Below are 26,396 nucleotides of genomic sequence, written 5' to 3'. Positions count from 1 at the left end.
CGGTCGCCCCCCTGGGGCCTCCCCACCGACGGTAGGGGCGGATCTGGCAGCCGCGATGGCATTCAATCACTTACCGGCAGGCGTGCACGACGCCCTTTGAGCATTGTCCGTCACTCCGGTGACACACTCGGTGCCGATGGCCTCCAATCCCGTCCCGCCGGATGCGGGCGCGCGCCCTTCCCCAGGCATGATTCTCGAACGTCTCGCCCGGGGCGCGACCCGCGCTGCGCGCATCACTCATACGGAGCACTTGCCCCCGCGTATCGGCAGCCATGCCGACTGGCCGGAACAGATCCGGCCGGAAGTGATCGACGCCATCCGCTCGGCCGGAATCGATCGCCCCTGGGCCCACCAGGCACGGACGTCCGAACACGCGGTGCGCGGCGCATCGGTCGTCGTCGCCACCGGGACCGCGTCGGGGAAGTCCCTGGCCTATCTCGCACCGGTCCTCTCCACGCTCCTGGACGGTTCCGAGGCCCCGAACGGACGGGGTGCCACGGCGCTGTATCTGGCCCCCACGAAGGCCCTGGCGGCTGATCAGCGGCGCGCAGTACGCGAACTGGCCACCCCGCTGGGCACGGCCGTGCGGCCCGCGGTCTACGACGGTGACACCCCCGTCGAGGAGCGCGAATGGGTCCGCCAGTACGCCAACTATGTGCTGACCAACCCCGACATGCTGCACAGCGGCATCCTGCCCTCGCACCCGCGCTGGTCCTCCTTCCTGCGCGCGCTGCGCTATGTCGTCATCGACGAATGCCACAGCTACCGCGGGGTCTTCGGCTCGCACGTCGCGCAGATCGTCCGCCGACTGCGCCGGATCTGTGCCCGCTACGGCTCCGATCCGGTCTTTCTGCTGGCCTCCGCGACCGCCGCCGAGCCGGGGCCGGCCGCGACCCGGCTCACCGGACTGCCCGTGGTGGAAATCACGGAGGACACCTCGCCGCGCGGCGAGTTGGTCTTCGCGCTGTGGGAGCCGCCGCTGACCGAACTGCACGGCGAGCAGGGTGCCCCGGTCCGCCGCACCGCCACCGCCGAGACCGCGGACCTGCTCACCGATCTCGCCGTCCAGGGCGTGCGCAGCGTCGCGTTCGTCCGCTCCCGGCGCGGCGCCGAGCTGATCGCCCTGATCGCGCAGGAGCGGCTCGCGGAGGTGGACCGTTCGCTGCCCAAGCGGGTCGCCGCCTACCGGGGCGGCTATCTGCCCGAGGAGCGCCGCGCCCTGGAACGCGCCCTGCACAGCGGCGATCTGCTCGGACTGGCCGCCACCACCGCGCTCGAACTGGGCGTGGACGTCTCCGGGCTGGACGCCGTGGTCATCGCCGGCTATCCGGGGACCCGGGCCTCGCTGTGGCAGCAGGCCGGGCGGGCGGGCCGCTCCGGGCAGGGCGCGCTCGCCGTGCTCGTGGCCCGCGACGACCCGCTGGACACCTATCTGGTCCACCACCCCGAGGCGCTCTTCGACCAGCCCGTGGAGAGCACCGTCCTCGACCCCGACAACCCCTACGTGCTCGCCCCGCACCTCTGCGCGGCCGCCGCCGAAATCCCGCTCACGGAAGGGGATTTTGCCCTGTTCGGCACCGCGGCCGCCGGTCTGATGCCCCAGCTGGAGGCCGCGGGCCTGCTGCGCCGGCGGGCCCGGGCCTGGCACTGGACGCGCCGGGAGCGGGCCGCCGACCTCGCCGACATCCGCGGCCAGGGCGGCTCGCCGGTGCAGGTCGTGGAGGCCGGCACCGGCCGGCTGCTGGGCACCGTGGACGCCGCCGCCGCGCACACCACCGTCCACGACGGCGCGGTCCATCTCCACCAGGGGCGCAGCTATGTCGTCAAGCAGCTCGACCTGGAGGACGATGTGGCGCTCGTCGAGGAGGCCAGCCCGCCCTATTCCACGACCGCCCGCGACACCACCGCCATCTCCGTCCTGGAGACCGACACCGAGATCCCCTGGGGCGATGCCCGGCTGTGCTTCGGCTCCGTCGAGGTCACCAATCAGGTCGTCTCCTTTCTGCGCCGGAAGCTGATCACCGGCGAGGTGCTGGGCGAGACCAAACTCGACCTGCCGCCGCGTACGCTGCGCACCCGCGCGGTGTGGTGGACGGTCACCGAGGACCAACTCGACGCCGCCCGTGTGAACCCCGAGCAGCTGGGCGGCGCCCTGCACGCCGCGGAACACGCCTCCATCGGCATGCTGCCGCTCTTCGCCACCTGTGACCGCTGGGACATCGGCGGTGTCTCCGTGCCGCTGCACCCGGACACCCTGCTGCCGACCGTCTTCGTCTACGACGGCCACCCGGGCGGCGCCGGATTCGCCGAACGCGCCTTCCACACGGCCGCCGAGTGGCTCACCGCCACCCGGGACGCCATCGCCGCCTGCGAATGCGACGCCGGCTGCCCTTCCTGCATCCAGTCCCCCAAGTGCGGCAACGGCAATGACCCGCTCCACAAACGGGGCGCCGTGCGTCTCCTGGGCGAACTGCTGCGCGGGGCGCCGAAGGAGGCGTAGGGGGCGCGCGGGGCGCCGTGTGAGATACCGCGGTGGCGCGGGGTGCAGGTGACGCCGGGGCTGTCGCGTGGCGCGCGAGGGGTGGCCTGCGAGCGGCTGAGGTCGGCCCGCGAGCGCCGTGGCGGCACCGGGTCCCGCATCCGGCCCCGCGGAGTGCCCTCCACCGGCCCGCCCGGCGGGTGCTTGCCCCGCAGGGCCCGCCCGGGCGCGTACCCGGGAGGTGAACGGGAGGCTGCCCGCCTCGGCCGAGACATCGGCGATCCGGCCGTCCACCGCGCAGCGCACCAGGACGGCGTGCTGCGCCGCCGCGACCCGGTGCGCCGCCGCACAGGCCTCAGCCGGGCCCTGCAGAGCGCGATCCGCCGCGGCCAGCGCCGCCAGGTCCGCCGCGCCGCCCGCCCGGTGACGGGCCGCGACGGCCTGGCCCACTCCCATCAGGGCGACGAAGACCGCGCAGAGCGTCGCCGCGGCGACGACCGTCCAGACCGTCGCGGAACCCTCGTCACCGCACCGTCTCCTCCGCAAGAGCCACCGCCTCCCCACCGACCCGCACCGTCAGCCGCGCCACACCGGGCACCTCGGCCTCGACCCGTACCCGCACCAGGTCGCCCTCCCGCGCCAGCGCGACGCGCGCGCCCCGTGGGGCCGCGCCCCGCGCCGCCGAGATCACCGCCGACGGTGGTTCCGAGCGCGCCGCGGCACGGGCTCCGGCTCGCGCCGCGTCCACGCACTCGATGCGGGCACAGGCCGCCATCAGCCCCCAGATCAGCGCCGCCACCACGACGACCAGCACGGGGAGGACCACCGCGGTCTCCGCCGTCACGAATCCGGCATCGCGGGCCCCCGGCGGGGCGCCCCGGTTCCGGGGGAGCGGGGCGCCCCGCTCAGAACTGGACATTGATCGCCCGCTCGATCACCGACCGCAGCAGCGCCTGCACCGGTCCACTCGTCACGACCTTGTAGAGCACCGCCGCCAGGGCACACGCCGCGAGTGTCCCCACGGCGTACTCGGCCGTGGTCATCCCGCGATCGTCGGCCCCGATCCCGCGCCACCGCGCCCACCACCGCCGGACCACTCCGCTCCGGGCCACTCCACGCCCGGCCGTTCCGCTCCGGACTCCACTGCGCACCATGTCCATCCCCCTCGGGAAGTCGTCTGCTGATGAATGTCTGCTGATGAGCTGTTGTCGCCCGCGAGGCGGCGCATCCCCTCGCCCACCTGACCGGTCCGGTCCGACCCGCCCAGGACCGGGCCGGCAGCGGCCTTGGAAATCGCCGCGTGCGCGCCTCAGTTGCGCCCCAGGAGCCCGCTCGCCAGGCCGATCAGTACCGGGGTCACTCCGAGCACCAGGAACGCCGGCAGGAAGCACGCCGACAACGGAACGGTGACCATCACCCCGGCCCGCCGGGCCCGGGCGACCGCCGACCAGGCCTGTTCCGCACGGAGTTCGGCCGCGGTCCGGGAGGCCGCCTCCACGGCCGGCACCCCGGATATCCCGGCGCGCTCCATACAGCGCGCCAGCCCTTCCGCACCGGGGAGTTCGGCCAGTCGCGGCCACACGGCCGCCGGTTCTCCGCCCAGGCGCAGTTCCGCCGCCACCTGGCGCAGCCGCTGCGCCACCGGCCCGTCGAGCGACCGGCCCACCGCCTCGGCCGATTCCCGCGGCCCGGCTCCCGCAGCGAGACAGGCCGCCAGCAGATCACCGGCCGGTGCCAGTGCCGCCCGTACCTCCGCTGCCGCCCACCGCGCCGACTCCGCACCTCGTTGGCGGGCCAGGGCGCGGTGCGCTCCCCAGCCCACGGCGAGTCCTGCCAGGGCTCCGCCCGCGCCACCGACGAGGATGAACATCAGGACGGCCGCTCCCGCCGGTCCGGCCCACTCGCTCAGCCGACCGTGTGCGGCGTGCTTCGCGGTCGAGGCCCGGCGGCGCCAGGGAGCCCGGTCCGGCCCTATACAGGGCGGGGCCCCGTCCGCCCCGTATAGGGCCGGACCGGTGGCCGCCCATAACGCCGAGACCCGTCGCCTCACGGCCCGTCCGCGGCGTGCCTCCCGCAGCAGTGCCACGGCGCAGAGCATCGCCGTCACCGCCGCAACCGTCATCCCCACCCTGTGGACAACTTCTGCGCTCATCTCCACCCCTCCTCATGTGCCTTCCGCGGCCGCGACGATCCGGGCCGTCCAGACCACTCCGCCCCATTCCAGGAGGCCGCCGATCACCAGACAGCCCCACCCGGCCGGGGTGTGCAGCAGCACCCTCAGTGGGTCGGCGCCGAGGGCGCTGCCCATCAGGAGCCCGCCGCCGGGCAGCAGGGCGAGCATCAGCGCGGTGGCCCGGGGGCCCGCCAACTGGGCCCGCAGCTCGTCGCGTTGCTCGCGCTGGGCACGCAGACCGGAGGCGATCCGCTCCAGTCCGCAGGCCAGTCCCGCGCCGCCCTCCACCGCCACCTGCCAGCACGCGGCCATGCCGGTCAGCCCCTCTGCCCCCGGCAGTCGCCCCGCCGCACGCAATGCCTGGGGGACGTCTCCGCCGTACCGCGCTGCCGCGATCACGCCCGAGCCCGCCGCTCCCAGCCCCGGCGCACCCGCGGCGAGCAGGGCCTGGGCGGGCTGCCGCCCGGCCCGCAGCTCCCCCGCCACCGCCGCGCACAACGTGATCACCGCAGCGGCCCGCCGGTCGCGCGCCCGCACCGCTCCCCGGGCGGCCAGCCACCGCCGGACGAGGAACGCCGCCGCCACCGAAGCCAGCGGCGGAAGCACGGACCCGCCCAGCACCCCCAGCACCAGCCCGGCCGGCAGGCACCACAGCTCCCGCCCGACGTCCCCCAGCCGTCCCAGGCGCCATCGCCGCCCCGCGTCCCCCTCGACCACCCGCTGGGCGCACCACGCCCGCACCTCGCTGCCCCGCAGGCGGGCCCGCCACCCCACCGCCGCGTCCTTCTCCCCAGGGGCTCCGAACAGCGCCCGGGCCCGCCGCCGTACGTCGTCCGGCCGTCCCCAGGCCAGCCGGCCCGCGGCTCCCGCGCAGAGCGCCGCACCCAGCAGTGCTGCCCCGCCGGCCGCACTCACCGGAACCCGCCCCGCTCGCACAGCCCCATCAACCGCCCCCAGCCGGCGGCCTCCTGGAAGCCGGCGGGGCTACGGACGGCAGCCGGTACGGTCACCACGAAGCCGCCGCGGTCCCGCTCCAGGACATGAATCTCGGCGATCCGGCGACGGCCGCCCCGGTCCCGTACGACATGCAGGACGACGGAGACCGCGGCCGCCAGCTGACTGTGCAGTGCGGCGCGGTCCAGCCCCGCGGTCGAGCCGAGGGCCTCCAGACGCGCCGGGACATCGGCCGCGGCGTTGGCATGGACCGTGCCGCAGCCGCCCTCGTGCCCCGTGTTGAGAGCCGCCAGCAGATCCGTGACCTCGGGGCCGCGCACCTCGCCGACCACCAGCCGGTCCGGGCGCATCCGCAGCGCCTGCCGTACGAGGTCCCGCAGCGTCACCCGGCCGACGCCCTCCTGGTTGGCGGGCCGGGTCTCGAGTCGCACCACATGGGGGTGGTCGGGACGCAGCTCCGCCGAGTCCTCGGCCAGGACGATCCGTTCGTCCACAGAGACCAGGCCGAGGAGGGTGCTGAGAAGGGTGGTCTTGCCCGCGCCCGTCCCACCGCTGATGAGAAAGGACAGCCGGGCCGCCAGGAGCGCGCGGAGCAGCCGGTCGCCGCCCGGCGGGATCGTGCCGGCCGCCACCAGGTCCGCGAGGCCGAAGGCCCGTGGCCGCAGCACCCGCAGGGACAGGCAGGTCCCGGCGACCGCCACCGGGGGCAGCACGGCGTGCAGCCGGGTGCCGTCCGGCAGCCGGGCGTCCACCCATGGCCGGGCATCGTCGAGCCGCCGGCCCGCCACGGCCGCCAGCCGCTGGGCGAGTCTGCGCACCTCCGCCGCGTCCCGGAAGCGGACGTCCGTGCGCTCCAGTCCGCCGCCGCGGTCGACCCACACCTCGTCCGGCGCTGTGACCAGGACGTCCGTGACATCGGGCGCGGCCAGCAGGGGCTCCAGCGGGCCGCTGCCCACCATCTCCGAGCGCAGCACGGCCACCACGCCCAGCACCTCGGCGTCCCCCAGGAGCCGCCCCTGCTCGCGCAGCGCCAGCGCCACCCGTGCCGGCGTCGGCTCCGCCCCGTCCTCGGCGAGCCGCCGGCGCACCGCCTCCAGCAGGTCCTGGCTCTGGCTCATGTCCGGCCCCCGCCCCGGCAGGACGTCTGCTCCCGCTCCGGCCCCGCACCGCCGCCATCCACGCTCTCCGCCACGCGTTCCCAGAACCCCGCGCAGAACCGCGCCAGCGGACCGCGCGGCTGCGCCCCCGGCGGCACCCCGCGGGCGAGATCCGCCGACAGGCCCGCCTCCCATGGCACTTCACCGGCCGGCGGCAGCCCCGTCAGGCGGGCGATCTCGTCCGGTGGCAGGCCATCCCCGTGGCGTGCGGGGGCTTCACAGGCCACCACCCGCAGATCGCCGAGCACCTGCCGCACGCCGGAGGCCACCCGCTGGGCGGCCGCGACCGCGCGCAGCTCCGTGGGAACGAGCAGCAGTCCCATGTCCACCTGGGCCAGGGCCTCGGCCGCCGCCTCGTCGACCCTGCGCGGCAGGTCCACCACCACGACCCCGCCGCGCCGGCGCGCCGCCGCCATGACCGCGCGCATGGCCGGCGGCGGGATGACGACATCGGAGTCCCGGTCCCAGCTGAGGACGCGCAGCGAGTGCAGTCGCGGCAGCGACTCGGCCAGGGCGCCGCAGGCCACCCGGCCGCGCGATTCGGCGAAGGCGGGCCAGCGCAGGCCCTTCTCCTTCTCCCCGCCCAGCAGGACGTCCAGCCCGCCGCCCAGCGGATCCCCGTCGACGAGCAGGGTGCGGCGGCCGGTCCGGGCCGCGGTGAGGGCCAGCGCACCGGCCAGGGTGCTCGCCCCGGCGCCGCCGCGGCCGCCGATGACGCCGACGGTCAGGGCCGGCGGCCCGACGCCCTCGACGGCGTCGGCGATCCGGTCGACCAGCCAGCGCTCGCCGTCGGGCAGCGCGAGCACGCGCTCCGCCCCGAGAGCGACGGCCTGGCGCCACAGGTCCGGATCGTCCTCGTCGCGAGCCGCCAGCAGGACGCCCGCCCGTCGTCCGGCGCCGCGCAGCCTGCGGGCGCAGTCCGCGCCGACGATCACCAGGGGCGGCGCCTCCCACTCCCCTTTGCGGGCCGGCAGCCCGTGCGCCACTTCGGGCAGCGCGCCGGCCGCCGCACACAGCCGCACAAGATCGTCGAGGAGTTTTTCGTCCTCGGTGACGATCAGCGGCCCGCCACGCTCTCCACCGCTTCCCACCGGTTGTTCCGATGGCATGAATCCGGCCACGTTCCGTCCCCCTATCGCTACGCGGCTCGCACCTCGGCGAACTCGCGGACTTTCACCGTGCAGCGATCGGGAAAATCTTGTGGATCTTGAAGAAAATCTGTGGACAACGCCACGGCTGTGAATATCCCTGTCACCTATTCCGGCGAGGAACGGCCGCTTCCGAGTACCTGGCGGGCGTTTCGCAGAGCATCCCGGCAACTACGGTGTGTTATGGAACGTGGGCGTCATGGCCCAGGCCGCCGCACGGGGCAGGGAGAGAAGTGGATCTGCGTCCGACGACGGGAAATGCGTCCGGACATGCGACGACCCCCGCCGGGGGGGAGAGCGGGGGTCGTCCCCACGGCCGACTCGGGGGGGAGGAGCCGGACCGGGTTAGCACGGTCGCGAACGATCCGTGACTTCCATGGTGTACCCGAGAGCCTTCTCAGGCAAACCCACGCGCCACACCTTACGCCGAATGGTGGGCGCCTATGCTCGCCCCGTGGAAAACCACTCCGTGCCTCACTCGAGTCCCCGTACTGCCGCGTTCTTCGACTTGGACAAGACCGTCATTGCAAAGTCGAGCACGCTGACCTTCAGCAAGTCGTTCTACCAAGGCGGCCTGATCAATCGGCGGGCCGTACTGCGCACCGCGTACGCCCAGTTCGTGTTCCTGGCGGGCGGCGCCGACCACGATCAGATGGAGCGAATGCGGGAGTATCTCTCCTCGCTGTGCCGCGGCTGGGACGTGGCACAGGTGCGGGAGATCGTCGCCGAGACCCTGCACGATCTGATCGACCCCATCATTTACGACGAGGCGGCCTCGCTCATCGAGGAGCATCACGCTGCGGGCCGCGATGTCGTGATCGTGTCCACCTCGGGCGCCGAGGTCGTCGAACCGATCGGTGAACTCCTGGGCGCGGACCGGGTGGTGGCCACCCGCATGGTCGTCGGCGAGGACGGCCGCTTCACCGGCGAGGTGGAGTATTACGCCTATGGCCCGACCAAGGCGGAGGCCATCCGGGAACTCGCCGAATCCGAGGGCTACGACCTCGCGCGCTGTTATGCCTACAGCGATTCGGCGACCGATGTCCCGATGCTCTCGGCGGTCGGCCACCCGTGTGCGGTCAATCCGGACCGGGCACTGCGCCGCGAGGCGGCCGCGCGCGGCTGGCCGGTTCTCTCCTTCCACCGCCCGGTCCCGCTCAAGCAGCGGCTGCCGACGCTGTCCATGCCTTCCCGGCCGGCGCTCGCCATCATGGCCGCGGCGGGCGCGGCCGTCGCCACCGCGACGCTTGTCTGGTACACGAGCCGCCGGAAAACCACGAAGTCCCGCATCGGCTCCCTTGTCCGTGGTCCGCTGGCCCGCGCCGAACGCGTTTGACGCCAAACGTAAAGATCTGCGAAGCAGGGTTCCGCTTGACTCACCCGAGGAGTACAAAGGACTTAACGGCCCGCGAGACCAAGGACATCCGAGAGGAACGCCTTTAACGCAGGAAGTGGCCCACGGACCGATGCATGAAAGCCAGGCACCCACGCGACGCCGACCCGTCGATTACGGGCCAGCCGCACCAGGTAACCGGACGAAGATTCCGACCTGATGGGCACATTTTCGAGCACGCATGGTAACCCGGCGGACATGCCAGCGGCGGTACCACCCATTGGTACCGCCGCATCCCTGTTCAGGGACGAATGAAGCCACGCTTCCGGAATTCCGGGCACCGGCCCGGACTTTCCGTCCCCGCGCGTTATGCCGCGCCGCGCTGCAGCGCCTCACAGACCGCGGTGCTCTCCCGGACGCCGAGTTCCACCGCCCGTCCGCAGTGCGCGATCCATGCCGCGACGCCCTCCGGGGTGCCCGAGACGTAGCCCTCCAGGGCGGCGACATACGCCGCGCGGCCCAGCTCGGCGTGTCCGACCTCGGCGGGGCAGATCGATTTCGGGTCCAGCCCGCTCCCGATCAGCACGATCCGCTCCGCGGCCCGCGCGACCAGCCCGTTGCAGGAGACGAACGGCCGCAGCGCGAGCAGCTCGCCGTGCACCACCGCAGCGGTCACCAGCGCCGGCGCCCGGGTGCCGGCGAGCAGCATTCGCGACAGCCCGTCGAGCCGTCCGGCGACCTCGTCGGCGTCCGGCAGCGGCAGTTCGACGAGCGGCTCGTCGACCGGTTCGCCGGCCAGCCGGGGCCGCCCCACCGTCTCGTCGGCCGACTCGCCGCCGGCCGCCACCAGATGGAGCCGCGCCAGCACCCGCAGGGGGGACTGCCGCCAGACGCTGAGCAGCTGGCCGGATTCGGCCGTCAGCCGCAGGGCCGCGCCGACCGTCCGCGGCTCGCCGTCGACGCCGAAGTCGGTGCGGCGCCGGACCTCTTCGAGCGCCCAGTCGGCTCCCGAGAGGGCAGCGGAACCGCGCGCTCCGCGCAGCGCCGCCTCGGAGGTGACCTCGTTGCTGCGGCGTCGCATGACCCTGTGCCCGTAGACGCGGTCCACGCCCTTGCGCACCGATTCCACGGAGTCGGCGACTCCCGGGAGCGAGGCCAGGGTCGCGAGCGGGTCGTCGCTCGCTCGAGGGGGTGCGGGGGAGGTCCCCCGGGAGATTCCAGCCATGACCACGACCCTACGCACCACCTGGCCGTACCCCTCGAAGGAGTGGTCTTCCTCACGCGGCTCTCTCACTCAGGGCCATGCCAAGATTACCCTTGGTGAACATGAAGATCGCTTTCGTAGGAAAGGGCGGCAGCGGCAAGACCACCCTGTCCTCCCTGTTCATCCGGCATCTCGCCGCGGCCCGGGTCCCCGTGATCGCGGTGGACGCCGACATCAACCAGCATCTGGGCGCCGCCCTCGGACTCGACGAGTCACAGGCCGCCGCGCTCCCCGCGATGGGCGCCCATCTCCCGCTGATCAAGGACTACCTGCGCGGGAGCAACCCCCGGATCCCGTCCGCCGAATCCATGATCAAGACCACCCCGCCCGGTGAGGGCTCGCGGCTGCTGCGGGTGGGCGAGGCCAACCCCGTCTACGCCGCGTGCGCCAGGCCGGTGGAGCTCGACGACAGCGCCGTCCGGCTGATGGCCACGGGTCCGTTCACCGAGTCCGACCTGGGGGTCGCCTGCTACCACTCCAAGGTCGGCGCGGTGGAGCTGTGCCTGAACCACCTGGTGGACGGGCGCGGGGAGTACGTCGTCGTCGACATGACGGCCGGTTCCGACTCCTTCGCCTCCGGGATGTTCACCCGCTTCGACATGACCTTCCTGGTCGCCGAGCCGACCCGGAAGGGCGTCGCCGTCTACCGCCAGTACAGCGAGTACGCCCGGGACTTCGGCGTGCCCCTGAAGGTCGTGGGCAACAAGGTGCAGGGCCCCGAGGACCTGGCTTTCCTGCGCGACGAGGTGGGCGACGACCTGCTGGTGACCGTGGGCCACTCCGACTGGGTGCGCGCCATGGAGAAGGGCCGGCCGGCCCGCTTCGCCCAGCTGGAAGAGCCCAACCGGGCCGCCCTGCGGACGCTGCACGACACCGCCGACGCCGCCTACGGCGACCGGGACTGGGAGCGCTACACGCGCCAGATGGTGCACTTCCACCTGAAGAACGCGGAGAGCTGGGGCAATGCGAAGACCGGGGTCGACCTGGCGGCCCAGGTCGACCCCGCCTTCGTGCTCTTCGAGGGGGCGGCTACCCCACAGCCCGCCTGACCTGCCACGCGGCGTGGGCGGGCGCGGGCGGCTCGGCCGGTTTGCTGGTGGGGACGGACGGAGCCGGTGCGGACGGCGCCGGGGAGCCGCTGGAGAGGTACGCCGCCCACCCGCCGCCCGGTTCCCGGCCCACCGGCAGCGCCCGCAGCTTCGCCAGCACCTCCGGGTCCTGGACGTCCAGCCAGTCGCTGAGCTGCTTGAAGCTGACGCACCGGACTCCCTTGCGGGGGCAGATCTCCTTGATGGCCTGCTCCACGGCCTTCATGTACGTGCCGCCGTTCCAGGACTCGAAGTGGTTGCCGATGAACAGCGGGGCGCGGTTGCCGCGGTAGGCGCGGTCGAAGGCCGCGAGCAGGCCGTCGCGCATCTGCCGGCCCCATGTGGCGTGCATCTGCGGGTTGCCCTCCGTGGTGCCGGACTGATTGGCGAGGAAGTTGTAGTCCATCGAGAGCGTCTCCAGCCCCCGCCCGGGGAACGGGATCTCCTGCAGCGGGAAGTCCCAGATGCCGTCGATCCGCCGGGGCCAGGTCTGCCGGCCGCCCACGGAGCTGGCGTCGTAGCGGAAGCCCATCTCCTTGGCCGCGGAGATCAGGTTGCGCTGGCCCTCCAGGCAGGGCGCGCGGCCGCCCACCAGCTCCCGGGAGTAGTCGAACGGCAGCGGAGGTTCGGCGGCCAGGCCCGCGTTGGTCTTCCAGTGCTGCACGAACGCCTCGGCCTGCTCGATCTCGCTGATCCACTCGTCCGGCGTCCAGGTACCGACACCGCCGCGCGGGCCGCAGAAGTGGCCGTTGAAGTGGGTGCCGATCTCGTTGCCCTCCAGCCAGGCGGCACGCATCTGGGCCACGGTGTTCTTGACGCCCTGGATGTCGTTGAAGCCGATGTCCGAGGCGCCGGTCTTGTGCCGGGGCGGCTCGTACAGCTGCCTGCGGTCGCCGGGCAGCATGTAGACGCCGCTGAGGAAGTACGTCATGGCCGCGCCGTATTTCTTGCCGACCGCGCGGAAGTGCGAGAAGAGCTTCTGGCCGTCCTCGCCGGCGCCGTCCCAGGAGAACACCACGAACTGCGGGGGACGCTTTCCCGGCGCGAGCCGGTGCGGCCTGGGCTGGTGGGGCTGGGCGCCCGTGTACGCGGTGGAGCCGTCGCCGATCAGCCGGAACGGCCGGGCGGGCGCCTTGGGCACCGCCCGGCCCTTCCTGGTGCCCGGGGGCGGGCCGTTCTGTATCGCCGTGGAGCAGCCGGCCAGCGCTGCCAGCGCGACCACCGCCGCGACGGAAGCCGTGACTCGTGACGCCGTCACCCTTGCTGCGGCCGTCATCGGCCACCCCATTCCCGGTGCCTGTGCGCACCTTCCGAGTGATTAATCGGATAATTGCGTGCAAGCTTCCATACACCAAGAAAAGGGGCTAAAGGGGCAAGTGATTAGTCATCATATTCATCCGATGGAGGGAAGGATTGCGGCATTTGCCCGCAAAGTCTTCTCCTGACCTTTACCTGGCATTACGGTTCGTTTACCGATGCTTGAGAGTCACCGGACCGTCACCCCACAGCGACGACCGCCGGCCGGCTCGCGTCCCGCCGCAGCACACCGCCGCCCCACGATCGCGCCCCGCGCGACCGCGTCGCCCCGGAGGAGACGGGAATGTCGCAGATGGAGAAGTCGCCGCCGCAGCAGCCGCGCAACCGGCACCACCCCGAAGCCCCTCCCGGACCCCGGGCGGCGGCCGAGCCCACCTCCCGGAGGGAGCGGGCCGGCCTGACCGTCTGGCGGCGGGACCTCTCCGCCTCGATCGTGGTCTTCCTGCTCGCCGTCCCGCTGTCCCTGGGCGTCGCGCTGGCCACCGGCGCCCCGCTCCAGGCCGGTCTGGTCGCCGCCGTCGCCGGTGGCCTCGTCGCCGGACTGCTCGGGGGCGCGCCGCTCCAGGTGACCGGCGCCGCGACCGGCCTGCTGGCGGTCACCGCCGACCTGGTCCAGCGCTACGGCTGGCGCGCCACCTGTGCCGTCACGGTCCTGGCCGGTCTCGCCCAACTCGCCCTGGGAGCGCTGCGCGCGGCCCGGGCGGCGTCGGCCGTCAGCCCGGCGATCGTGCACGGCCTGCTGGCCGGTATCGGGGTCACCATCGCGATCGGGCAGCTCCATGTGGTGCTCGGCGGCGGCCCCGACGGCTCGGCGCTCGACAACGCCGCGGCGCTGCCCGGTCAGTTGGCGCATCCGCACGTCCTCGCGCTGCTGATCGGCGCCGTCACGGTGGCGGTACTCCTCGGCTGGGGGCGCCTGCCGGGTCGCGCCGGGCGGTGGGCGCGGGTGCTGCCGGCGCCGCTGGCCGCCGTCCTCGCGGCGACGGCGATGAGCGCGGGCTCGTCGGTGGCGCGCGTCGAGCTGCCGTCCTGGCGGACGCCCGAACTGCCCGTGCTGCCGGACGCGTCCGTGCCGGCCCTGGCGGCCGCAGTGTTGACCGTCACCCTGGTCGCCGGTATGGAGTCGATGCTCTCGGCGCTGGCCGTCGACCGGCTGGCGGCCGAGCGCCCCGGCCCGCCGGTACGGCGTGCCCGGCTCAACCGCGAGCTGGCCGGCCAGGGGGCGGCCAATGTCGTCTCGGGGCTGCTGGGCGGGCTGCCGGTCTCCGGGGGCGCGATGCGCGGCTCGGCCAACGTCCGGGCCGGCGCGGTCACCCGGCGCGCCACCGTGCTGCACGGCGTGTGGGTACTGCTGTGCGCGGGCCTGCTGGCCGCCGCGCTGGAGGCGATCCCGCTGGCGGCGCTCGCCGCGCTGGTGCTGGTCGTCGGGGTGCGGATGGTGAGCTTCGCGCACATCCGGCATGTGCGGCGGCACCGTGAATTCCCGGTCTACGTGGCCACCTTGGGCGGAGTGATCCTCCTCGGTGTGCTCCAGGGGGTGGCGACGGGCATCGCCGTCGCGGTCTTCCTGGCGCTGCGCCGGCTGACCCGCACCCGGGTCACGGTGACGGAGGAGTCCGACGGCTACCGGGTACGCGTCAGCGGGCAGTTGACGTTTCTGGCGGTGCCGCGGCTGACCCGGACACTGGCCCGGGTGCCGGCGCACGCCGAGGTCGTCGTCGAGCTGTGCGGCTCGTTCATGGACCACGCCGCCTACGAGGCGCTGCAGTCGTGGGCCGCCGCCCACCGGGCACACGGCGGCCTGGTGACCCTCGGGGGGCGCCCGGGACGCCCGCCCGCCGAAGCGGCCGGCGCGCACTCCTGCCGACCCTGGACGCCGTGGCGCCAGCACCACTGCACCCGTCCCGACCCGGACGGCGCGGCCGAGCCGGCGGACAGCGGCAGCCAACTCCTGGGCGGGGTCAGCGCCTTCCAGCGCCACACCGCCCCGCTCGTCCGCGAGGAACTGGCCCGGCTGGCGCGCGACGGCCAGCGGCCCACCCAGCTGTTTCTGACCTGTGCCGACTCCCGGCTGGTCACCAGCATGATCACCTCCAGCGGCCCGGGCGATCTGTTCACCGTGCGCAACGTCGGCAATCTGATGCCGCCGCCGGGCTCGGACGCCTCCTGTGACTCCGTCGGGGCGGCGGTCGAGTACGCGGTGGAGGTGCTGCGGGTCGGCTCGATCACGGTGTGCGGGCACTCGGGGTGCGGTGCCATGGGAGCGCTGCTGAGCGGCGCCGCCCCGGAGGAGGCCGAGCCGACCCCGCTAGCCCGCTGGCTGCGGCACGGCCGGCCGAGCCTGGCGCGGATGCAGCGCATCGGGCGGCTGGGGCGGGGAGAAGTCGCCCTGCGCGAGCGTCCGGTGAGCGATGATCAGGAGCGGCTGGCGCTCGTCAATGTCATGCAGCAGCTCGACCACCTCCGGGCTCATCCGTGTGTGGCCCGCCGGGTGGCCGAGGGCTCGCTCGCCCTGCACGGCATGTACTTCCACGTCGGCGAGGCCCAGGCCTATGTGCTCGACGAGGCCACCGGCCGGTTCGGCGCCGTCCGCGGCGAAGCGGTGCCGGTGACGGTCTGACCTGCACAACATCCCCTCGACAGCCCGGAAACGAGCCGTCCGGACAATGGTCTACACCAATATTTGTCCACAGCCCTTGTCAGGCCACGCACGGGCTGATGAGCTAGGGCCTGGGGACACTTCGGACGCCCTGGGAATGGGAGATGTTGTGAGCAACGAAAGCCTCGCCAACCTGCTCAAGGAGGAGCGGCGGTTCGCACCGCCCGCCGATCTGGCCGCGCACGCCAACGTCACGGCTGCCGCGTACGAGCAGGCCGCGGCCGACCGGCTGGGCTTCTGGGCCGAGCAGGCCGGACGACTGTCGTGGGACACCACGCCCACCCAGACCCTCGACTGGTCCAACGCGCCCTTCGCGAAGTGGTTCGCCGACGGCAAGCTCAACGTCGCCTACAACTGCGTGGACCGCCACGTGGAGAACGGCCTGGGCGACCGCGTCGCGCTGCACTTCGAGGGCGAGCCGGGCGACACCCGCACGATCACCTACGCCGAGCTCCAGCGCGAGGTCTCCAAGGCCGCCCATGCGCTGACCGAGCTGGGTGTGCGCAGCGGCGACCGGGTCGCCATCTACCTGCCGATGATCCCGGAAGCGGTCATCTCCATGCTGGCCTGCGCCCGCCTGGGCGCCCCGCACTCCGTCGTCTTCGGCGGCTTCTCCGCGGACGCGCTGGCCACCCGCATCAACGACGCCGACGCCCGCGTCGTGATCACCGCCGACGGCGGTTACCGCCGCGGCAAGCCGTCCGCCCTCAAGCCCGCCGTCGACGAGGCGCTGACCAGGCCCGGCACCGAGAACGTCCGCAGCGTGCTGGTCGTTCGCCGCACCGGCCAGGAGGACGTCGCCTGGCACGAGGGGCGCGACGTGTGGTGGCACGACCTCGTCGAGCGGCAGAGCGACCAGCACACGCCCGAGGCCTTCGACGCCGAGCACCCGCTGTTCATCCTGTACACCTCCGGCACGACGGGTAAGCCCAAGGGCATCCTGCACACCACCGGCGGCTACCTCACCCAGGTCTCGTACACCCACCACGCGGTGTTCGACCTGAAGCCGGAGACCGACGTCTTCTGGTGCACCGCCGACGTCGGCTGGGTGACCGGCCACTCGTACATCACCTACGGCCCGCTCTCCAACGGCGCCACCGAGGTGCTCTACGAGGGCACGCCCGACACCCCGCACCAGGGCCGCTGGTGGGAGATCGTGCAGAAGTACGGCGTGACGGTCCTCTACACCGCGCCGACCGCGATCCGCGCCTGCATGAAGTGGGGCGACGACATCCCGGCGAAGTTCGACCTGTCGTCGCTGCGCGTCCTGGGGTCGGTGGGCGAGCCGATCAACCCCGAGGCATGGATGTGGTACCGCAAGCACATCGGGGCCGACGCCACGCCGATCGTCGACACCTGGTGGCAGACCGAGACCGGCGGGATGATGCTCAGCCCGCTGCCGGGCGTCACGGCGACCAAGCCCGGCTCGGCCCAGGTGCCGCTGCCCGGAATCGCCGCGACCGTCGTGGACGACGACGCCCGCGAGGTCCCCGACGGGGCCGGCGGCTACCTCGTGCTGACCGAGCCCTGGCCGGCCATGCTCCGCACGATCTGGGGCGACGACCAGCGCTACCTCGACACGTACTGGTCCCGCTTCGAGGGCAAGTACTTCGCCGGCGACGGCGCCAAGAAGGACACCGACGGCGACATCTGGCTGCTCGGCCGGGTGGACGACGTGATGCTGGTGTCCGGCCACAACATCTCCACCACGGAGGTGGAGTCGGCGCTGGTCTCGCACCCGAAGGTGGCCGAGGCCGCGGTCGTCGGCGCCACCGACCCGCAGACCACCCAGGCCATCTGCGCCTTCGTCATTCTGCGCGGCGGCGCGGAGGAGGACGAGGGCCTGGTCGAGGAGCTGCGCGCGCATGTCGCCCAGCAGCTCGGCCCGATCGCCAAGCCCAAGCGGATCATGCCGGTGGCGGAGCTGCCCAAGACCCGCTCCGGCAAGATCATGCGCCGGCTGCTGCGCGATGTGGCCGAGAACCGCGACCTCGGTGACGTCACCACGCTGACCGACTCCTCGGTCATGGACCTGATCCAGGCGAAGCTGCCGAGCGCGGCGAGCGAGGACTGAGCGGAACGGGTGACGGGGGCGTGCGGCCGGTGCGGCCGCACGCCCCCGTCGTCGTGACCGGCCCCGGCAGACCGTCCGCCGCCGCGCCTTTTCCGGCATCCGGATCCACCGGTCCGGCGACCGGCCACGGCCCGCGCACCGGACGGCCGGGAGACCGTTTTGCCCGTAAAGTGAGGCCACCGGACAGCGCCCCGCACCCGCCCGGTAAGGTAGGAACCGCGTCAAGAAAACGCCAAGAAACTCAGGGTGCGCCGGGAAGTCTGGTCGGCAACTGCCACAGCCGTACACAGCTGCCGAAGGCCGGAGGTCACCCCCGTGAGTGCGCCCAACAACCGCCGCTCCATATTCCTGGGACGCATGTCCCTGCCCGAGCGGAACTACCTCGCGGAAGCCCTGCGCACCGAGACCGTCGGCGGCATCCTCCTCCTGGCCGCGGCCGTAGCCGCTCTGATCTGGGCAAACACCCTCGGCGCCAGCTATGAGGCGGTCCGCGGCTTCCACCTCGGCCCGTCCTGGCTGGGCCTGGACCTCTCCGTCCAGCACTGGGCCGCCAACGGGCTGCTCGCGGTCTTCTTCTTCGTGGCCGGCATCGAGCTGAAGCGCGAACTGGTCGCCGGTGAGCTGCGCGACCCGCGGGCCGCCGCGCTCCCCGTGATCGCCGCGATCTGCGGCATGGCGATGCCCGCGGTCGTCTACGTCACGGTCAACGGTCTCGGCGGCGGCTCGCTGCAGGGCTGGGCGGTCCCCACCGCCACCGACATCGCCTTCGCCCTCGCCGTCCTGGCCGTGATCGGCACGTCGCTGCCCGCCGCGCTGCGCGCCTTTCTGCTCACCCTCGCGGTCGTCGACGATCTCTTCGCGATCCTGATCATCGCGGTCTTCTTCACCTCGACGATCAACTTCCTGGCGCTCGGGCTCTCCGTCGCCGGCCTGCTGCTCTTCTACCTGCTGCTGCGCAAGGGCGTCCGGGGCTGGTACATCTACGTCCCGCTCGCGCTGGCCATCTGGGCTCTGATGGAGAACAGCGGGGTGCACGCCACCATCGCCGGCGTCGCGATGGGCCTGATGCTGCGCTGCACCCGGCGCGAGGGCGAGAGCCAATCACCCGGCGAGCACATCGAGCATCTGGTCCGCCCGCTCTCGGCCGGCTTCGCGGTGCCGCTGTTCGCCCTCTTCTCCGCGGGCGTGTCCCTGTCCGGCGGCGCGGTCCACGACGTCTTCACCCGGCCGGAGACGCTCGGCGTCGTGCTCGGCCTGGTGGTGGGCAAGACGCTCGGCATCTTCGGCGGCACGTGGTGCACGGCCCGCTTCACCAGGGCCCAGCTCAACCCCGACCTCAAGTGGCCGGATGTCTTCGCCGTCGCCTCCCTCGCCGGCATCGGCTTCACCGTCTCCCTCCTCATCGGCGAACTCGCCTTCTCCGGCGACCCGGTCCTGACCGACGAGATCAAGGCATCGGTGCTGATCGGCTCGCTGCTGGCGGCCGTCTTCGCCGGCATCCTCCTCAAGGTCCGCAACACCAAGTACAAGGCGCTGTGCGAGGACGAGGAGCGGGACGAGGACCAGGACGGCATCCCGGACATCTACGAACTCGACAAGCCCGAGTACCACCTGCGGATGGCCGCCATCCACGAAGCCAAGGCCGCCGAACACCGGCGGCTTGCCGAACTGGCCTCCGGCACGCACGCCGGAGACGATGGTCCGGCATGATCTGAGAGGCTTTGCTTCCGGGTGACGAGAAGAGGGAGACGGCGATGAGCGCAGCCGACAACGGCACGGAACGCAGCCTCGGACAGCTGGTGGCCACGGCCACGGCCGAGATGTCCGCGCTGCTGCACGACGAGATCGCGCTGGCCAAGGCGGAGTTCCGGCAGGATGCCAAGCGGGCGGGCATCGGCGGCGCCGCGTTCACGGTGGCGGGCGCGCTGGCCCTGTTCGCACTGCCGGTGCTGAGCTTCGCGGCCGCGTACGGCATCCACAACCTCGGCCTCGGGCTCGCCTGGTCCTTCCTGATCGTCGGCGGCGCCTTCCTGGTCGTCGCCGGGCTGCTGTCCCTCCTCGCGGTGGCGAAGATGAAGAAGATCAAGAAGCCGGAGCGCTCCATCAGCTCCGCCAAGGAGACCGCTGCGGTGCTCCAGAAGGCCAAGCCGCACCCGCGTGTGGCGCCGGTGGAACACCCGATGCTGGAGTCTGTGACACGCTCATCGGTATGACAGCCCCTGACAGCACCGCCTCGGTCGTCCGGATCGACGTCCCGGGCGGGCAAGAGGTGTCCCACCGCGATGTCGCGGCCAACGGCGCCCGCTTCCACATCGCGGAGCTGGGCGACGGCCCGCTGGTGCTGCTGCTGCACGGCTTCCCGCAGTTCTGGTGGACCTGGCGACACCAGCTCCCGGCCCTGGCCGAGGCGGGCTTCCGCGCGGTGGCGATGGACCTGCGGGGGGTCGGCGGCAGCGACCGCACCCCGCGCGGCTACGACCCGGCGAATCTCGCCCTGGACATCACCGGCGTCATCCGGTCCCTGGGCGAACCGGACGCCGCGCTCGTCGGGCACGACCTGGGCGGCTATCTCGCGTGGACGGCGGCGGTGATGCGGCCCAAGCTGGTGCGCCGGCTGGCCGTGTCCTCGATGCCGCATCCGCGCCGCTGGCGCTCGGCGATGCTCGCCGACGTCCGGCAGAGCGCCCGGAGTTCGCACATCTGGAACTTCCAGCGCCCCTGGCTGCCCGAACGCAGCCTGACGGCGGACGACGCGGAGCTGGTGGGCCGGATGATCCGCGACTGGTCCGGGCCCCGGCAGCCCGACGAGGACGCGCTCGCTGTCTACCGGCGGGCGATGAGCATCCCCTCCACGGCACACTGCTCCATCGAGCCCTACCGCTGGATGGTGCGGTCGCTGGCCCGCCCCGACGGCATCCAGTTCAACCGCCGGATGAAGCGCCCGGTACGCGTGCCGACACTGCATCTGCACGGTTCCCTGGACCCGGTGATGCGCACCCGCAGCGCGGCCGGCTCCGGTCAGTACGTCGAGGCGCCCTACCGCTGGCGGCTGTTCGACGGCCTGGGGCACTTCCCGCACGAGGAGGACCCGGTGGCGTTCTCCACGGAGCTGATCAACTGGCTGAAGGACCCGGAACCGGACCGCTGACACACCGCGTACACCGTGCGGCCGGGGCAACACACGCCCCGGGCCGCACCGTTGAAAGCCCCGGCCCGTCCGGACGTCCGCCGCCCGCCGGGAGGACGGATCGCACGGCCGAACGGGGCACCCGCGCTCCCCTCTCGAACGCTCGTATGACGAGCAGCCAATTGCCCGACGCATAGGCCAATTGGCGGCCTCCGAGGCGGTTACCGACCTTGGGGCGGGGCAGAGTCGAAAGTATGGGCTGGACGCACGACTACCGTGACGTGGCACGCAACCGCCGCAGCAGTGCCGCTGTAGTGGGTACTCAGGACAGGGGAACCCCGGATCTCACATCCGGACCGTCCCCCGACCCGGCGCACCCGATGGGCATCCCGCGGATCCTGCGCCGCAGAGCGCGCTGGATGAGCGCGCGACTACGCCATTCCCGTACCTGACACGCCGCCGGCGAGGCGCGGAGAACACCGCCCCCCGCGCCCGGCTCGCCCCCCGCTGACTCAGATCGCGCAGCCCTGGCTGTCGACCTGCTGCTCGGCCGTACGCCCCTTGGCGATGTCCGCGCGGATCTCGTCCGCGGTCAGGGCGTAACCGGTGTGCGAGTCGTCCAGCGACTTCGCGAAGACGACGCCGTAGACCTCACCCTTCGGGGTGAGCAGCGGACCGCCGGAGTTGCCCTGCCGGACCGTGGCGTAGAGGGAGTAGACATCACGGCGGACCGTGGCGCGGTGGTAGATGTCCGGGCCGTTCGCCTGGATGCGGCCGCGGATACGGGCGGCGCGGACGTCATAGCCGCCGTTCTCCGGGAAGCCGGCGACGATGGCGTTGTTGCCGCTGCGTGCGTCCGGTCCGGCGAACCGCAGGGCCGGGGCGTTCAGCTGCGGCACGTCCAGGACGGCGATGTCGCGCTGCCAGTCGTAGAGCACGACCCTGGCGTCGTACGTGCGGCCCTCGCCGCCCACCTGGACCGTCGGCTGGCGCACCCCGCCGACGACATGGGCGTTCGTCATCACGCGATGCCGGCCGAAGACGAAGCCGCTGCCCTCCAGGACCTTGCCGCAACCGGGGGCCGTGCCGACGACCTTGACGATGCTGCGCCGGGCCTGGGCCGCCACCGGGCTGGTGGCCAGCTGCGGGTCGGGCGCGGGCACATTGTTGATCGGCTCGTTGGAGAACGGCGTGAAGACCTGCGGGAAGCCGTTCTGGGCGAGGACCGAGGAGAAGTCGGCGAACCACGTGCTGGCCTGCTGGGGCATCACCCGGGACACACCCAGCAGCACCTTGGAGTTGCGGACCTCCTTGCCGAGCGTCGGCAGGGACGTACCGGCCAGCGCCGACCCGATCAGCCAGGCGACCAGCAGCATCGCCAGGACGTTGACCAGCGCGCCGCCGGTCGCGTCCAGCGCTCTGGCGGGTGACCAGGTGATGTGGCGGCGCAGCTTGTTGCCCAGATGGGTGGTGAGCGCCTGGCCCACGGATGCGCACACGATGACGATGGCGACCGCCGCGATGGCCGCGAAGGTGCCGGGGGTGGCATCGCCGGTGATCTCGTTCCAGATCACGGGCAGCAGATAGACCGCGATCAGGCCGCCTCCGAGGAAGCCGATCACGGACAGGATGCCGACGACAAAGCCTTGCCGATAGCCGACGATCGCGAACCACACGGCCGCGACCAGCAGCAGGATGTCCAGGACGTTCACGCCGGACACCGTCTCACGAGCGCCAGTCGAGTGGGACCGCCTTGTCACGGTCCCACGGAATCTCCCAGCCCGCGTAGTGCAGGATCCGGTCGATCACTCCGGCCGTAAAACCCCAGACCAGAGCATTCTCGACAAGAAAGGCGGGGCCGGTGTGGCCACTGGGATGGCGCGTCGTCACCCGATGCGCCGGGTCCGTGAGATCCGCCACGGGAACCGTGAACACCCGTGCGGTCTCCGCCTGGTCGACCGCACCCACGGGACTGGGCCGGCGCCACCAGCCCAACACGGGTGTCACCACGAAGCCGCTGACGGGGATGTAGAGCCGCGGCAGCACCCCGAAGACCTGCACGCCGGACGGATCGAGGCCGGTCTCCTCGCGGGCCTCGCGCAGCGCCGCCCGCACCGGGCCGGGCCCCTCGGCGTCACCGTCCTCCGGGTCGAGGGCGCCACCGGGGAAGGAGGGCTGGCCCGCATGGGAGCGCAGGGTGCCGGCGCGCTCCATCAGGAGCAGCTCGGGGCCGCGGGGGCCGTGGCCGAAGAGGATCAGCACCGCGGACTGCCGGCCGCCGCTCTCCGGCGGCAGGAAGCGGCTGAGCTGGCGCGGCTGGACCGTGGCGGCCGCGCGGGCCACCGGGGCCAGCCAGTCGGGCAGGCCGTCGGCGGAGACCGGGATCTCCGGTCCGGACGCCGTGTCACCCATGCCCGCCTCCTCGTCGTACCGCTGCTCCCGTGCACTTCTCATACGCGCCCCCTCCAGGCCTGGCGTGGATCGTCGGTCACCGCTGGACGGCCGCCCTCACGAGGCGGCCGCCGGGGGCGCCATCGGGGGCGCGGGCTGCCCCGGGTAGTCGGCCGGCGGCTTCAGCCGCTGGCCGGGCCGGCCGCCCAGCTCGTACTTCAGCAGCTTCTTCGCCTTCTCCGGGTCCGTCTCGCCCTCGCCGTACGCGGGGCACAGCGGGGCGATGGCGCAGGCGCCGCAGGCGGGCTTGCGGGAGTGGCAGACGCGGCGGCCGTGGAAGACCACGCGGTGCGAGAGCATCGTCCACTCGCTCTTGGGGAAGATCTCGGCGACGTCCGCCTCGACCTTCTCGGCGTCCTCGGCGGTGGTCCAGCCGAAGCGCCGGGCGAGGCGGCCGAAGTGGGTGTCGACGGTGATGCCGGGGACGCCGAAGGCGTTGCCCAGCACCACGTTGGCGGTCTTGCGGCCGACCCCGGGGAGCGTGACGAGGTCCTCCAGGCGGCCCGGCACCTCGCCGCCGAAGCGGTCACGCAGCGCCGCGGACAGGCCCAGCAGCGATTTCGCCTTGGCCCGGAAGAAGCCGGTCGGGCGGATCAGCTCCTCCAGCCGCTCGGGGTCCATGGCGGCCATGTCCTCGGGGGTGGGGCAGACCGCGAACAGCCGCGGGGTGGTCTGGTTGACCCTCAGGTCGGTGGTCTGCGCGGACAGGACCGTGGCGACCAGCAGTTCGAAGGAGTTGGTGAAGTCCAGCTCGGGGTGGGCGTACGGATACAGCTCGGCGAGCTCGCGGTTGATCCGGCGGGCCCGGCGCACCATGGCGACCCGGGACTCGGGCTTGCGCGCGGGGGCCTTCTTGGCGGGGGCCTTCTTGGCGGGGCTCTTCCCGGCGGCCGTCTTGGCGGCCGACTTCGCCGTCGCCTTCCCGGCGGGGGCGGACGTCCCGGCCGTGGCCTTCCTGGCCGCGGCCTTCTTCGCCACGGTCCTCGTGGCGGTCTTCTTCGTGGCGGTCTTCTTCGCCGTGGCCTTCTTGGCGGCCGCCGGCTTCTCGGGTGTTTCGTTCACGGCGGCCTTCTTCCCTGCCGAGCTCTTGCCTACCGGGCTCTTGTGCGCGGCGGTCGGTGCGGTGGTGTGCTGCGTCGACGCGCGGGACGCGCCGGGTATCCGGACGGCGGGCTTCCGGACGGACGCGTCGCCGGGGGTTGATTTGTTCCGTTCCTCCGGATCCGAGGCGCGACCGGACGGCTGTTCGCCCACAGCGGAATCACGCCCCGCACTCACCCGACCGGCCCCCCAGTCCTCTGCTCTCACCGGCGTATTGGACACTCGGCCAGACTAAGGCCAGCCACCGACATCCGGCTTGATCGCCGGTATTCGTGACTCCAATCGGCCCCCTGCCTTATGGCTCGGGGCACCGGTCCGGCAAACTTGTGATTGATCGCACTGTTTTGCATTCCGGCATGATGGGGACCACAGTCCCCCGGAGCATGTCGACAAGGAGAGATCTCGTGGACGACGTTCTGCGGCGCGCACCGCTCTTCGCGGCGCTCGATGACGAGCAGGCGGCCGAGCTGCGCGCCTCAATGGGAGAGGTCACGCTCGCCCGCGGCGACGCCCTGTTCCACGAAGGGGACCCCGGCGACCGCCTGTACGTGGTCACCGAGGGCAAGGTGAAGCTGCACCGCACCTCCCCGGACGGCCGGGAGAACATGCTCGCCGTCCTCGGCCCCGGGGAGCTGATCGGAGAGCTCTCGCTCTTCGACCCGGGCCCGCGCACCGCCACCGCTTCCGCCCTCACCGAGGTCAAGCTCCTCGGGCTGGGGCACGGCGACCTTCAGCCCTGGCTGAATGCCCGCCCCGAGGTCGCCACCGCGCTGCTGCGGGCGGTCGCCCGCCGCCTGCGCAAGACCAACGACCAGATGTCCGACCTGGTCTTCTCGGACGTGCCGGGCCGGGTGGCCCGCGCCCTGCTCGACCTGTCGCGCCGCTTCGGTGTGCAGTCCGAGGAGGGCATCCACGTCGTGCACGACCTGACGCAGGAGGAGCTGGCCCAGCTGGTGGGCGCCTCCCGCGAGACGGTCAACAAGGCGCTCGCGGACTTCGCGGGCCGCGGCTGGCTGCGCCTGGAGGCGCGCGCCGTGATCCTGCTGGACGTCGAGCGGCTGGCCAAGCGCTCGCGCTGACCCGGCGCACGGACTGCCTGGAAGGGCCCCGCTCCGGCGGGGCCCTTCGTCATGACCGCAGGGCACCCCGGGACGGTCAGGACACGCGGCGGCCCCGGTGGCCGCGCGGCCGCCCCGGGACCGTAAATCGCTCGCGCCACCGCCGGCCGCTTCGCCAGAGTGGCGCTCATGATCCACGGCACCGGGACGGACGAGGACGGCTGCTGCGTACGGGAGGGCTCGCCGGACCGCGTGCCCGCGCGGTTCGCACCCGTGGTGGCGGGGCTCGGCGACCGGCTCGCCGCGCATTTCGGCCCGGCGCGCCTGCACAGCAGCTACCTCTACGGCAGCATCCCGCGCGGCACCGCCGTCCCCGGGGTCTCCGACCTCGACGCGCTGCTCGCCCTGCGGACCGAGCCCACCGAGGCCGACCGCGCGGCCGCCCGCGCCGTCGAGGAGAGCCTCGACGGCGCCTTTCCGCAGATCGACGGCGCGGGCATCCTGCTGTTCAGCGAGGCCCGTCTGCTGAGCGCGCCGGAGCGCCACGACCTGGGATGGTTCGTGGCCTGCCTGTGCACACCGCTCAGCGGCCCGGACCTCGCCGCCCGGCTGCCCCGCTACCGCCCGTCCTCGCTCCTGGCCCGCGAGCTCAACGGCGATCTCTTCCGCGACCTGCCACGGCTGCGCGAGCGGGCCGCGTCGGCCACCACGCAGGCCGAGCGCACCCGGCTGACCCGGGGCGTGACCCGGCGGCTCGTACGGACCGGGTTCACCCTGGTCATGCCGCGCTGGGGCGGCTGGACCAGTGACCTCGCCGAGTCCGCGGAGGTCTTCGGCCACTACTACCCGGCGTGGGCCGGCCAGATGCGCGCCGCCGCGCACGCCGCCCGGGCGCCCGCCGCCCACCCGGAGCTGCTGGACGAGCTGCTCGCCGGCCTCGCCCCCTGGCTGGCCGGCGAGTACCTGGCCGTCCACGGGGCGAAGGCGCCCCGCCCACCGGACCGGTGACGGTG

21 protein-coding genes and 1 pseudogene are annotated in these 26,396 nt (G+C 72.8%); 10 read left to right on the top strand and 12 right to left on the bottom strand.

The genetic code is table 11. From position 1 onward, the window contains the following. Positions 1-136: 136 nt before the first annotated feature. Complete coding sequence (locus ACQP17_RS20010; protein WP_433857500.1) at positions 137-2,500, top strand: DEAD/DEAH box helicase; 2,364 nt, start codon at positions 137-139, stop codon at positions 2,498-2,500. Between the two features lie 252 nt (positions 2,501-2,752). On the opposite strand, the pseudogene ACQP17_RS20005 reads toward ACQP17_RS20010, so the two are convergent. The 7 genes and pseudogenes from ACQP17_RS20005 to ssd all read right to left on the bottom strand — a co-directional run. After that, positions 2,753-3,043: pseudogene (locus ACQP17_RS20005) on the bottom strand (Rv3654c family TadE-like protein); the annotation flags it as partial. Beyond that, the gene (locus ACQP17_RS20000; RefSeq protein WP_433857499.1) at positions 3,003-3,398 is read right to left on the bottom strand and encodes a TadE family type IV pilus minor pilin; all 396 of its coding nucleotides are present in this window, start codon (positions 3,396-3,398) and stop codon (positions 3,003-3,005) included. The gene ACQP17_RS20000 and the pseudogene ACQP17_RS20005, both read right to left, overlap by 41 nt. Beyond that, positions 3,385-3,633, bottom strand: coding sequence for a DUF4244 domain-containing protein (locus tag ACQP17_RS19995; protein ID WP_433857498.1), 249 nt, complete (start codon positions 3,631-3,633; stop codon positions 3,385-3,387). The genes ACQP17_RS20000 and ACQP17_RS19995 overlap by 14 nt, the downstream gene beginning before the upstream one ends. Before the next feature lie 155 nt (positions 3,634-3,788). Then, positions 3,789-4,349: a type II secretion system F family protein gene (locus ACQP17_RS19990; protein ID WP_433857497.1), complete on the bottom strand. Its 561-nt coding sequence runs from the start codon at positions 4,347-4,349 to the stop codon at positions 3,789-3,791. 294 nt (positions 4,350-4,643) lie between these two features. Next, positions 4,644-5,567, bottom strand: coding sequence for a type II secretion system F family protein (locus ACQP17_RS19985; RefSeq protein WP_433857496.1), 924 nt, complete (start codon positions 5,565-5,567; stop codon positions 4,644-4,646). Beyond that, entirely contained in the window at positions 5,564-6,724 is a 1,161-nt protein-coding gene (locus ACQP17_RS19980; protein WP_433857495.1) for a TadA family conjugal transfer-associated ATPase, read from the bottom strand. The genes ACQP17_RS19985 and ACQP17_RS19980 overlap by 4 nt, the downstream gene beginning before the upstream one ends. After that, positions 6,721-7,884 carry a septum site-determining protein Ssd gene (ssd, locus tag ACQP17_RS19975; RefSeq protein WP_433857494.1) on the bottom strand — a complete coding sequence of 388 codons (1,164 nt, stop codon included), beginning with the start codon at positions 7,882-7,884 and terminating at the stop codon, positions 6,721-6,723. Before ssd ends, ACQP17_RS19980 begins: the two co-directional genes overlap by 4 nt. Before the next feature lie 457 nt (positions 7,885-8,341). Between ssd and ACQP17_RS19970 the strand changes: the two genes are divergently transcribed. Beyond that, entirely contained in the window at positions 8,342-9,247 is a 906-nt protein-coding gene (locus ACQP17_RS19970; protein WP_433857493.1) for an HAD family hydrolase, read from the top strand. A gap of 364 nt (positions 9,248-9,611) precedes the next feature. On the opposite strand, the gene ACQP17_RS19965 is transcribed toward ACQP17_RS19970, so the two are convergent. Further along, positions 9,612-10,469, bottom strand: coding sequence for an oxidoreductase (locus ACQP17_RS19965; RefSeq protein WP_433857492.1), 858 nt, complete (start codon positions 10,467-10,469; stop codon positions 9,612-9,614). A gap of 101 nt (positions 10,470-10,570) precedes the next feature. Between ACQP17_RS19965 and ACQP17_RS19960 the strand changes: the two genes are divergently transcribed. Continuing rightward, a complete protein-coding gene (locus tag ACQP17_RS19960; RefSeq protein ID WP_364873042.1) occupies positions 10,571-11,557 on the top strand; it encodes an ATP-binding protein in 987 nt (328 codons plus the stop codon). Here ACQP17_RS19960 and ACQP17_RS19955 read toward each other — a convergent pair. After that, positions 11,538-12,872: a hypothetical protein gene (locus ACQP17_RS19955; RefSeq protein WP_433857491.1), complete on the bottom strand. Its 1,335-nt coding sequence runs from the start codon at positions 12,870-12,872 to the stop codon at positions 11,538-11,540. The genes ACQP17_RS19960 and ACQP17_RS19955 overlap by 20 nt on opposite strands. A 324-nt stretch (positions 12,873-13,196) precedes the next feature. Here ACQP17_RS19955 and ACQP17_RS19950 point away from each other — a divergent pair, with 324 nt between their 5' ends. The 5 genes from ACQP17_RS19950 to ACQP17_RS19930 all read left to right on the top strand — a co-directional run bounded on the left by ACQP17_RS19950 (position 13,197) and on the right by ACQP17_RS19930 (position 20,794). Continuing rightward, the gene (locus ACQP17_RS19950) at positions 13,197-15,533 is read left to right on the top strand and encodes a SulP family inorganic anion transporter (RefSeq protein WP_433857490.1); all 2,337 of its coding nucleotides are present in this window, start codon (positions 13,197-13,199) and stop codon (positions 15,531-15,533) included. Between the two features lie 148 nt (positions 15,534-15,681). Then, the gene (gene acs, locus ACQP17_RS19945) at positions 15,682-17,646 is read left to right on the top strand and encodes an acetate--CoA ligase (RefSeq protein ID WP_433857489.1); all 1,965 of its coding nucleotides are present in this window, start codon (positions 15,682-15,684) and stop codon (positions 17,644-17,646) included. Between the two features lie 315 nt (positions 17,647-17,961). Beyond that, positions 17,962-19,356 carry a Na+/H+ antiporter NhaA gene (gene nhaA, locus ACQP17_RS19940; protein ID WP_433857488.1) on the top strand — a complete coding sequence of 465 codons (1,395 nt, stop codon included), beginning with the start codon at positions 17,962-17,964 and terminating at the stop codon, positions 19,354-19,356. 44 nt (positions 19,357-19,400) lie between these two features. After that, entirely contained in the window at positions 19,401-19,859 is a 459-nt protein-coding gene (locus tag ACQP17_RS19935) for a phage holin family protein (protein WP_433857487.1), read from the top strand. Then, the gene (locus ACQP17_RS19930) at positions 19,856-20,794 is read left to right on the top strand and encodes an alpha/beta fold hydrolase (RefSeq protein WP_433857486.1); all 939 of its coding nucleotides are present in this window, start codon (positions 19,856-19,858) and stop codon (positions 20,792-20,794) included. The genes ACQP17_RS19935 and ACQP17_RS19930 overlap by 4 nt, the downstream gene beginning before the upstream one ends. Positions 20,795-21,285: 491 nt before the next feature. On the opposite strand, the gene ACQP17_RS19925 is transcribed toward ACQP17_RS19930, so the two are convergent. Genes ACQP17_RS19925 through nth form a run of 3 tightly spaced genes read right to left on the bottom strand, consistent with a single transcriptional unit; the run spans position 21,286 to position 24,286 of the window. Next, the gene (locus ACQP17_RS19925; RefSeq protein ID WP_364873057.1) at positions 21,286-22,485 is read right to left on the bottom strand and encodes a MarP family serine protease; all 1,200 of its coding nucleotides are present in this window, start codon (positions 22,483-22,485) and stop codon (positions 21,286-21,288) included. A 13-nt stretch (positions 22,486-22,498) separates the two neighbouring features. Then, the gene (locus tag ACQP17_RS19920) at positions 22,499-23,227 is read right to left on the bottom strand and encodes an NUDIX hydrolase (RefSeq protein WP_433857485.1); all 729 of its coding nucleotides are present in this window, start codon (positions 23,225-23,227) and stop codon (positions 22,499-22,501) included. 54 nt (positions 23,228-23,281) lie between these two features. Further along, the gene (nth, locus tag ACQP17_RS19915; RefSeq protein WP_433857484.1) at positions 23,282-24,286 is read right to left on the bottom strand and encodes an endonuclease III; all 1,005 of its coding nucleotides are present in this window, start codon (positions 24,284-24,286) and stop codon (positions 23,282-23,284) included. A gap of 443 nt (positions 24,287-24,729) precedes the next feature. Here nth and ACQP17_RS19910 point away from each other — a divergent pair, with 443 nt between their 5' ends. Then, on the top strand, positions 24,730-25,404 hold the full coding sequence (locus tag ACQP17_RS19910; RefSeq protein WP_006604164.1) for a Crp/Fnr family transcriptional regulator: 675 nt from the start codon (positions 24,730-24,732) through the stop codon (positions 25,402-25,404). A 168-nt stretch (positions 25,405-25,572) separates the two neighbouring features. Then, positions 25,573-26,391, top strand: coding sequence for a nucleotidyltransferase (locus tag ACQP17_RS19905; RefSeq protein ID WP_433857483.1), 819 nt, complete (start codon positions 25,573-25,575; stop codon positions 26,389-26,391). The last annotated feature ends 5 nt before the right edge of the window (positions 26,392-26,396 follow it).

It is taken from the genome of Streptomyces kronopolitis, assembly GCF_050953795.1.
Taxonomy (GTDB): domain Bacteria; phylum Actinomycetota; class Actinomycetes; order Streptomycetales; family Streptomycetaceae; genus Streptomyces; species Streptomyces kronopolitis_A.
Note: the sequence above shows the minus strand (reverse complement) of the source record. Positions and strands in the feature narration are given on the sequence as shown.

Excerpts from the sequence above, each read along its gene's own strand:
- ACQP17_RS19920 (WP_433857485.1), bottom strand. The coding sequence starts at position 23,227 with ATGAGAAGTGCACGGGAGCAGCGGTACGACGAGGAGGCGGGCATGGGT.
- ACQP17_RS19955 (WP_433857491.1), bottom strand. The coding sequence starts at position 12,872 with ATGACGGCCGCAGCAAGGGTGACGGCGTCACGAGTCACGGCTTCCGTC.
- ACQP17_RS19960 (WP_364873042.1), top strand. The coding sequence starts at position 10,571 with ATGAAGATCGCTTTCGTAGGAAAGGGCGGCAGCGGCAAGACCACCCTG.
- ACQP17_RS19990 (WP_433857497.1), bottom strand. The coding sequence starts at position 4,349 with ATGTTCATCCTCGTCGGTGGCGCGGGCGGAGCCCTGGCAGGACTCGCC.
- ACQP17_RS19905 (WP_433857483.1), top strand. The coding sequence starts at position 25,573 with ATGATCCACGGCACCGGGACGGACGAGGACGGCTGCTGCGTACGGGAG.
- ACQP17_RS19965 (WP_433857492.1), bottom strand. The coding sequence starts at position 10,469 with ATGGCTGGAATCTCCCGGGGGACCTCCCCCGCACCCCCTCGAGCGAGC.
- ACQP17_RS19935 (WP_433857487.1), top strand. The coding sequence starts at position 19,401 with ATGAGCGCAGCCGACAACGGCACGGAACGCAGCCTCGGACAGCTGGTG.
- ACQP17_RS19970 (WP_433857493.1), top strand. The coding sequence starts at position 8,342 with ATGGTGGGCGCCTATGCTCGCCCCGTGGAAAACCACTCCGTGCCTCAC.
- ACQP17_RS19930 (WP_433857486.1), top strand. The coding sequence starts at position 19,856 with ATGACAGCCCCTGACAGCACCGCCTCGGTCGTCCGGATCGACGTCCCG.
- ACQP17_RS19950 (WP_433857490.1), top strand. The coding sequence starts at position 13,197 with ATGTCGCAGATGGAGAAGTCGCCGCCGCAGCAGCCGCGCAACCGGCAC.
- ACQP17_RS20010 (WP_433857500.1), top strand. The coding sequence starts at position 137 with ATGGCCTCCAATCCCGTCCCGCCGGATGCGGGCGCGCGCCCTTCCCCA.
- ACQP17_RS19995 (WP_433857498.1), bottom strand. The coding sequence starts at position 3,633 with ATGGTGCGCAGTGGAGTCCGGAGCGGAACGGCCGGGCGTGGAGTGGCC.
- ACQP17_RS19980 (WP_433857495.1), bottom strand. The coding sequence starts at position 6,724 with ATGAGCCAGAGCCAGGACCTGCTGGAGGCGGTGCGCCGGCGGCTCGCC.
- ACQP17_RS20000 (WP_433857499.1), bottom strand. The coding sequence starts at position 3,398 with ATGTCCAGTTCTGAGCGGGGCGCCCCGCTCCCCCGGAACCGGGGCGCC.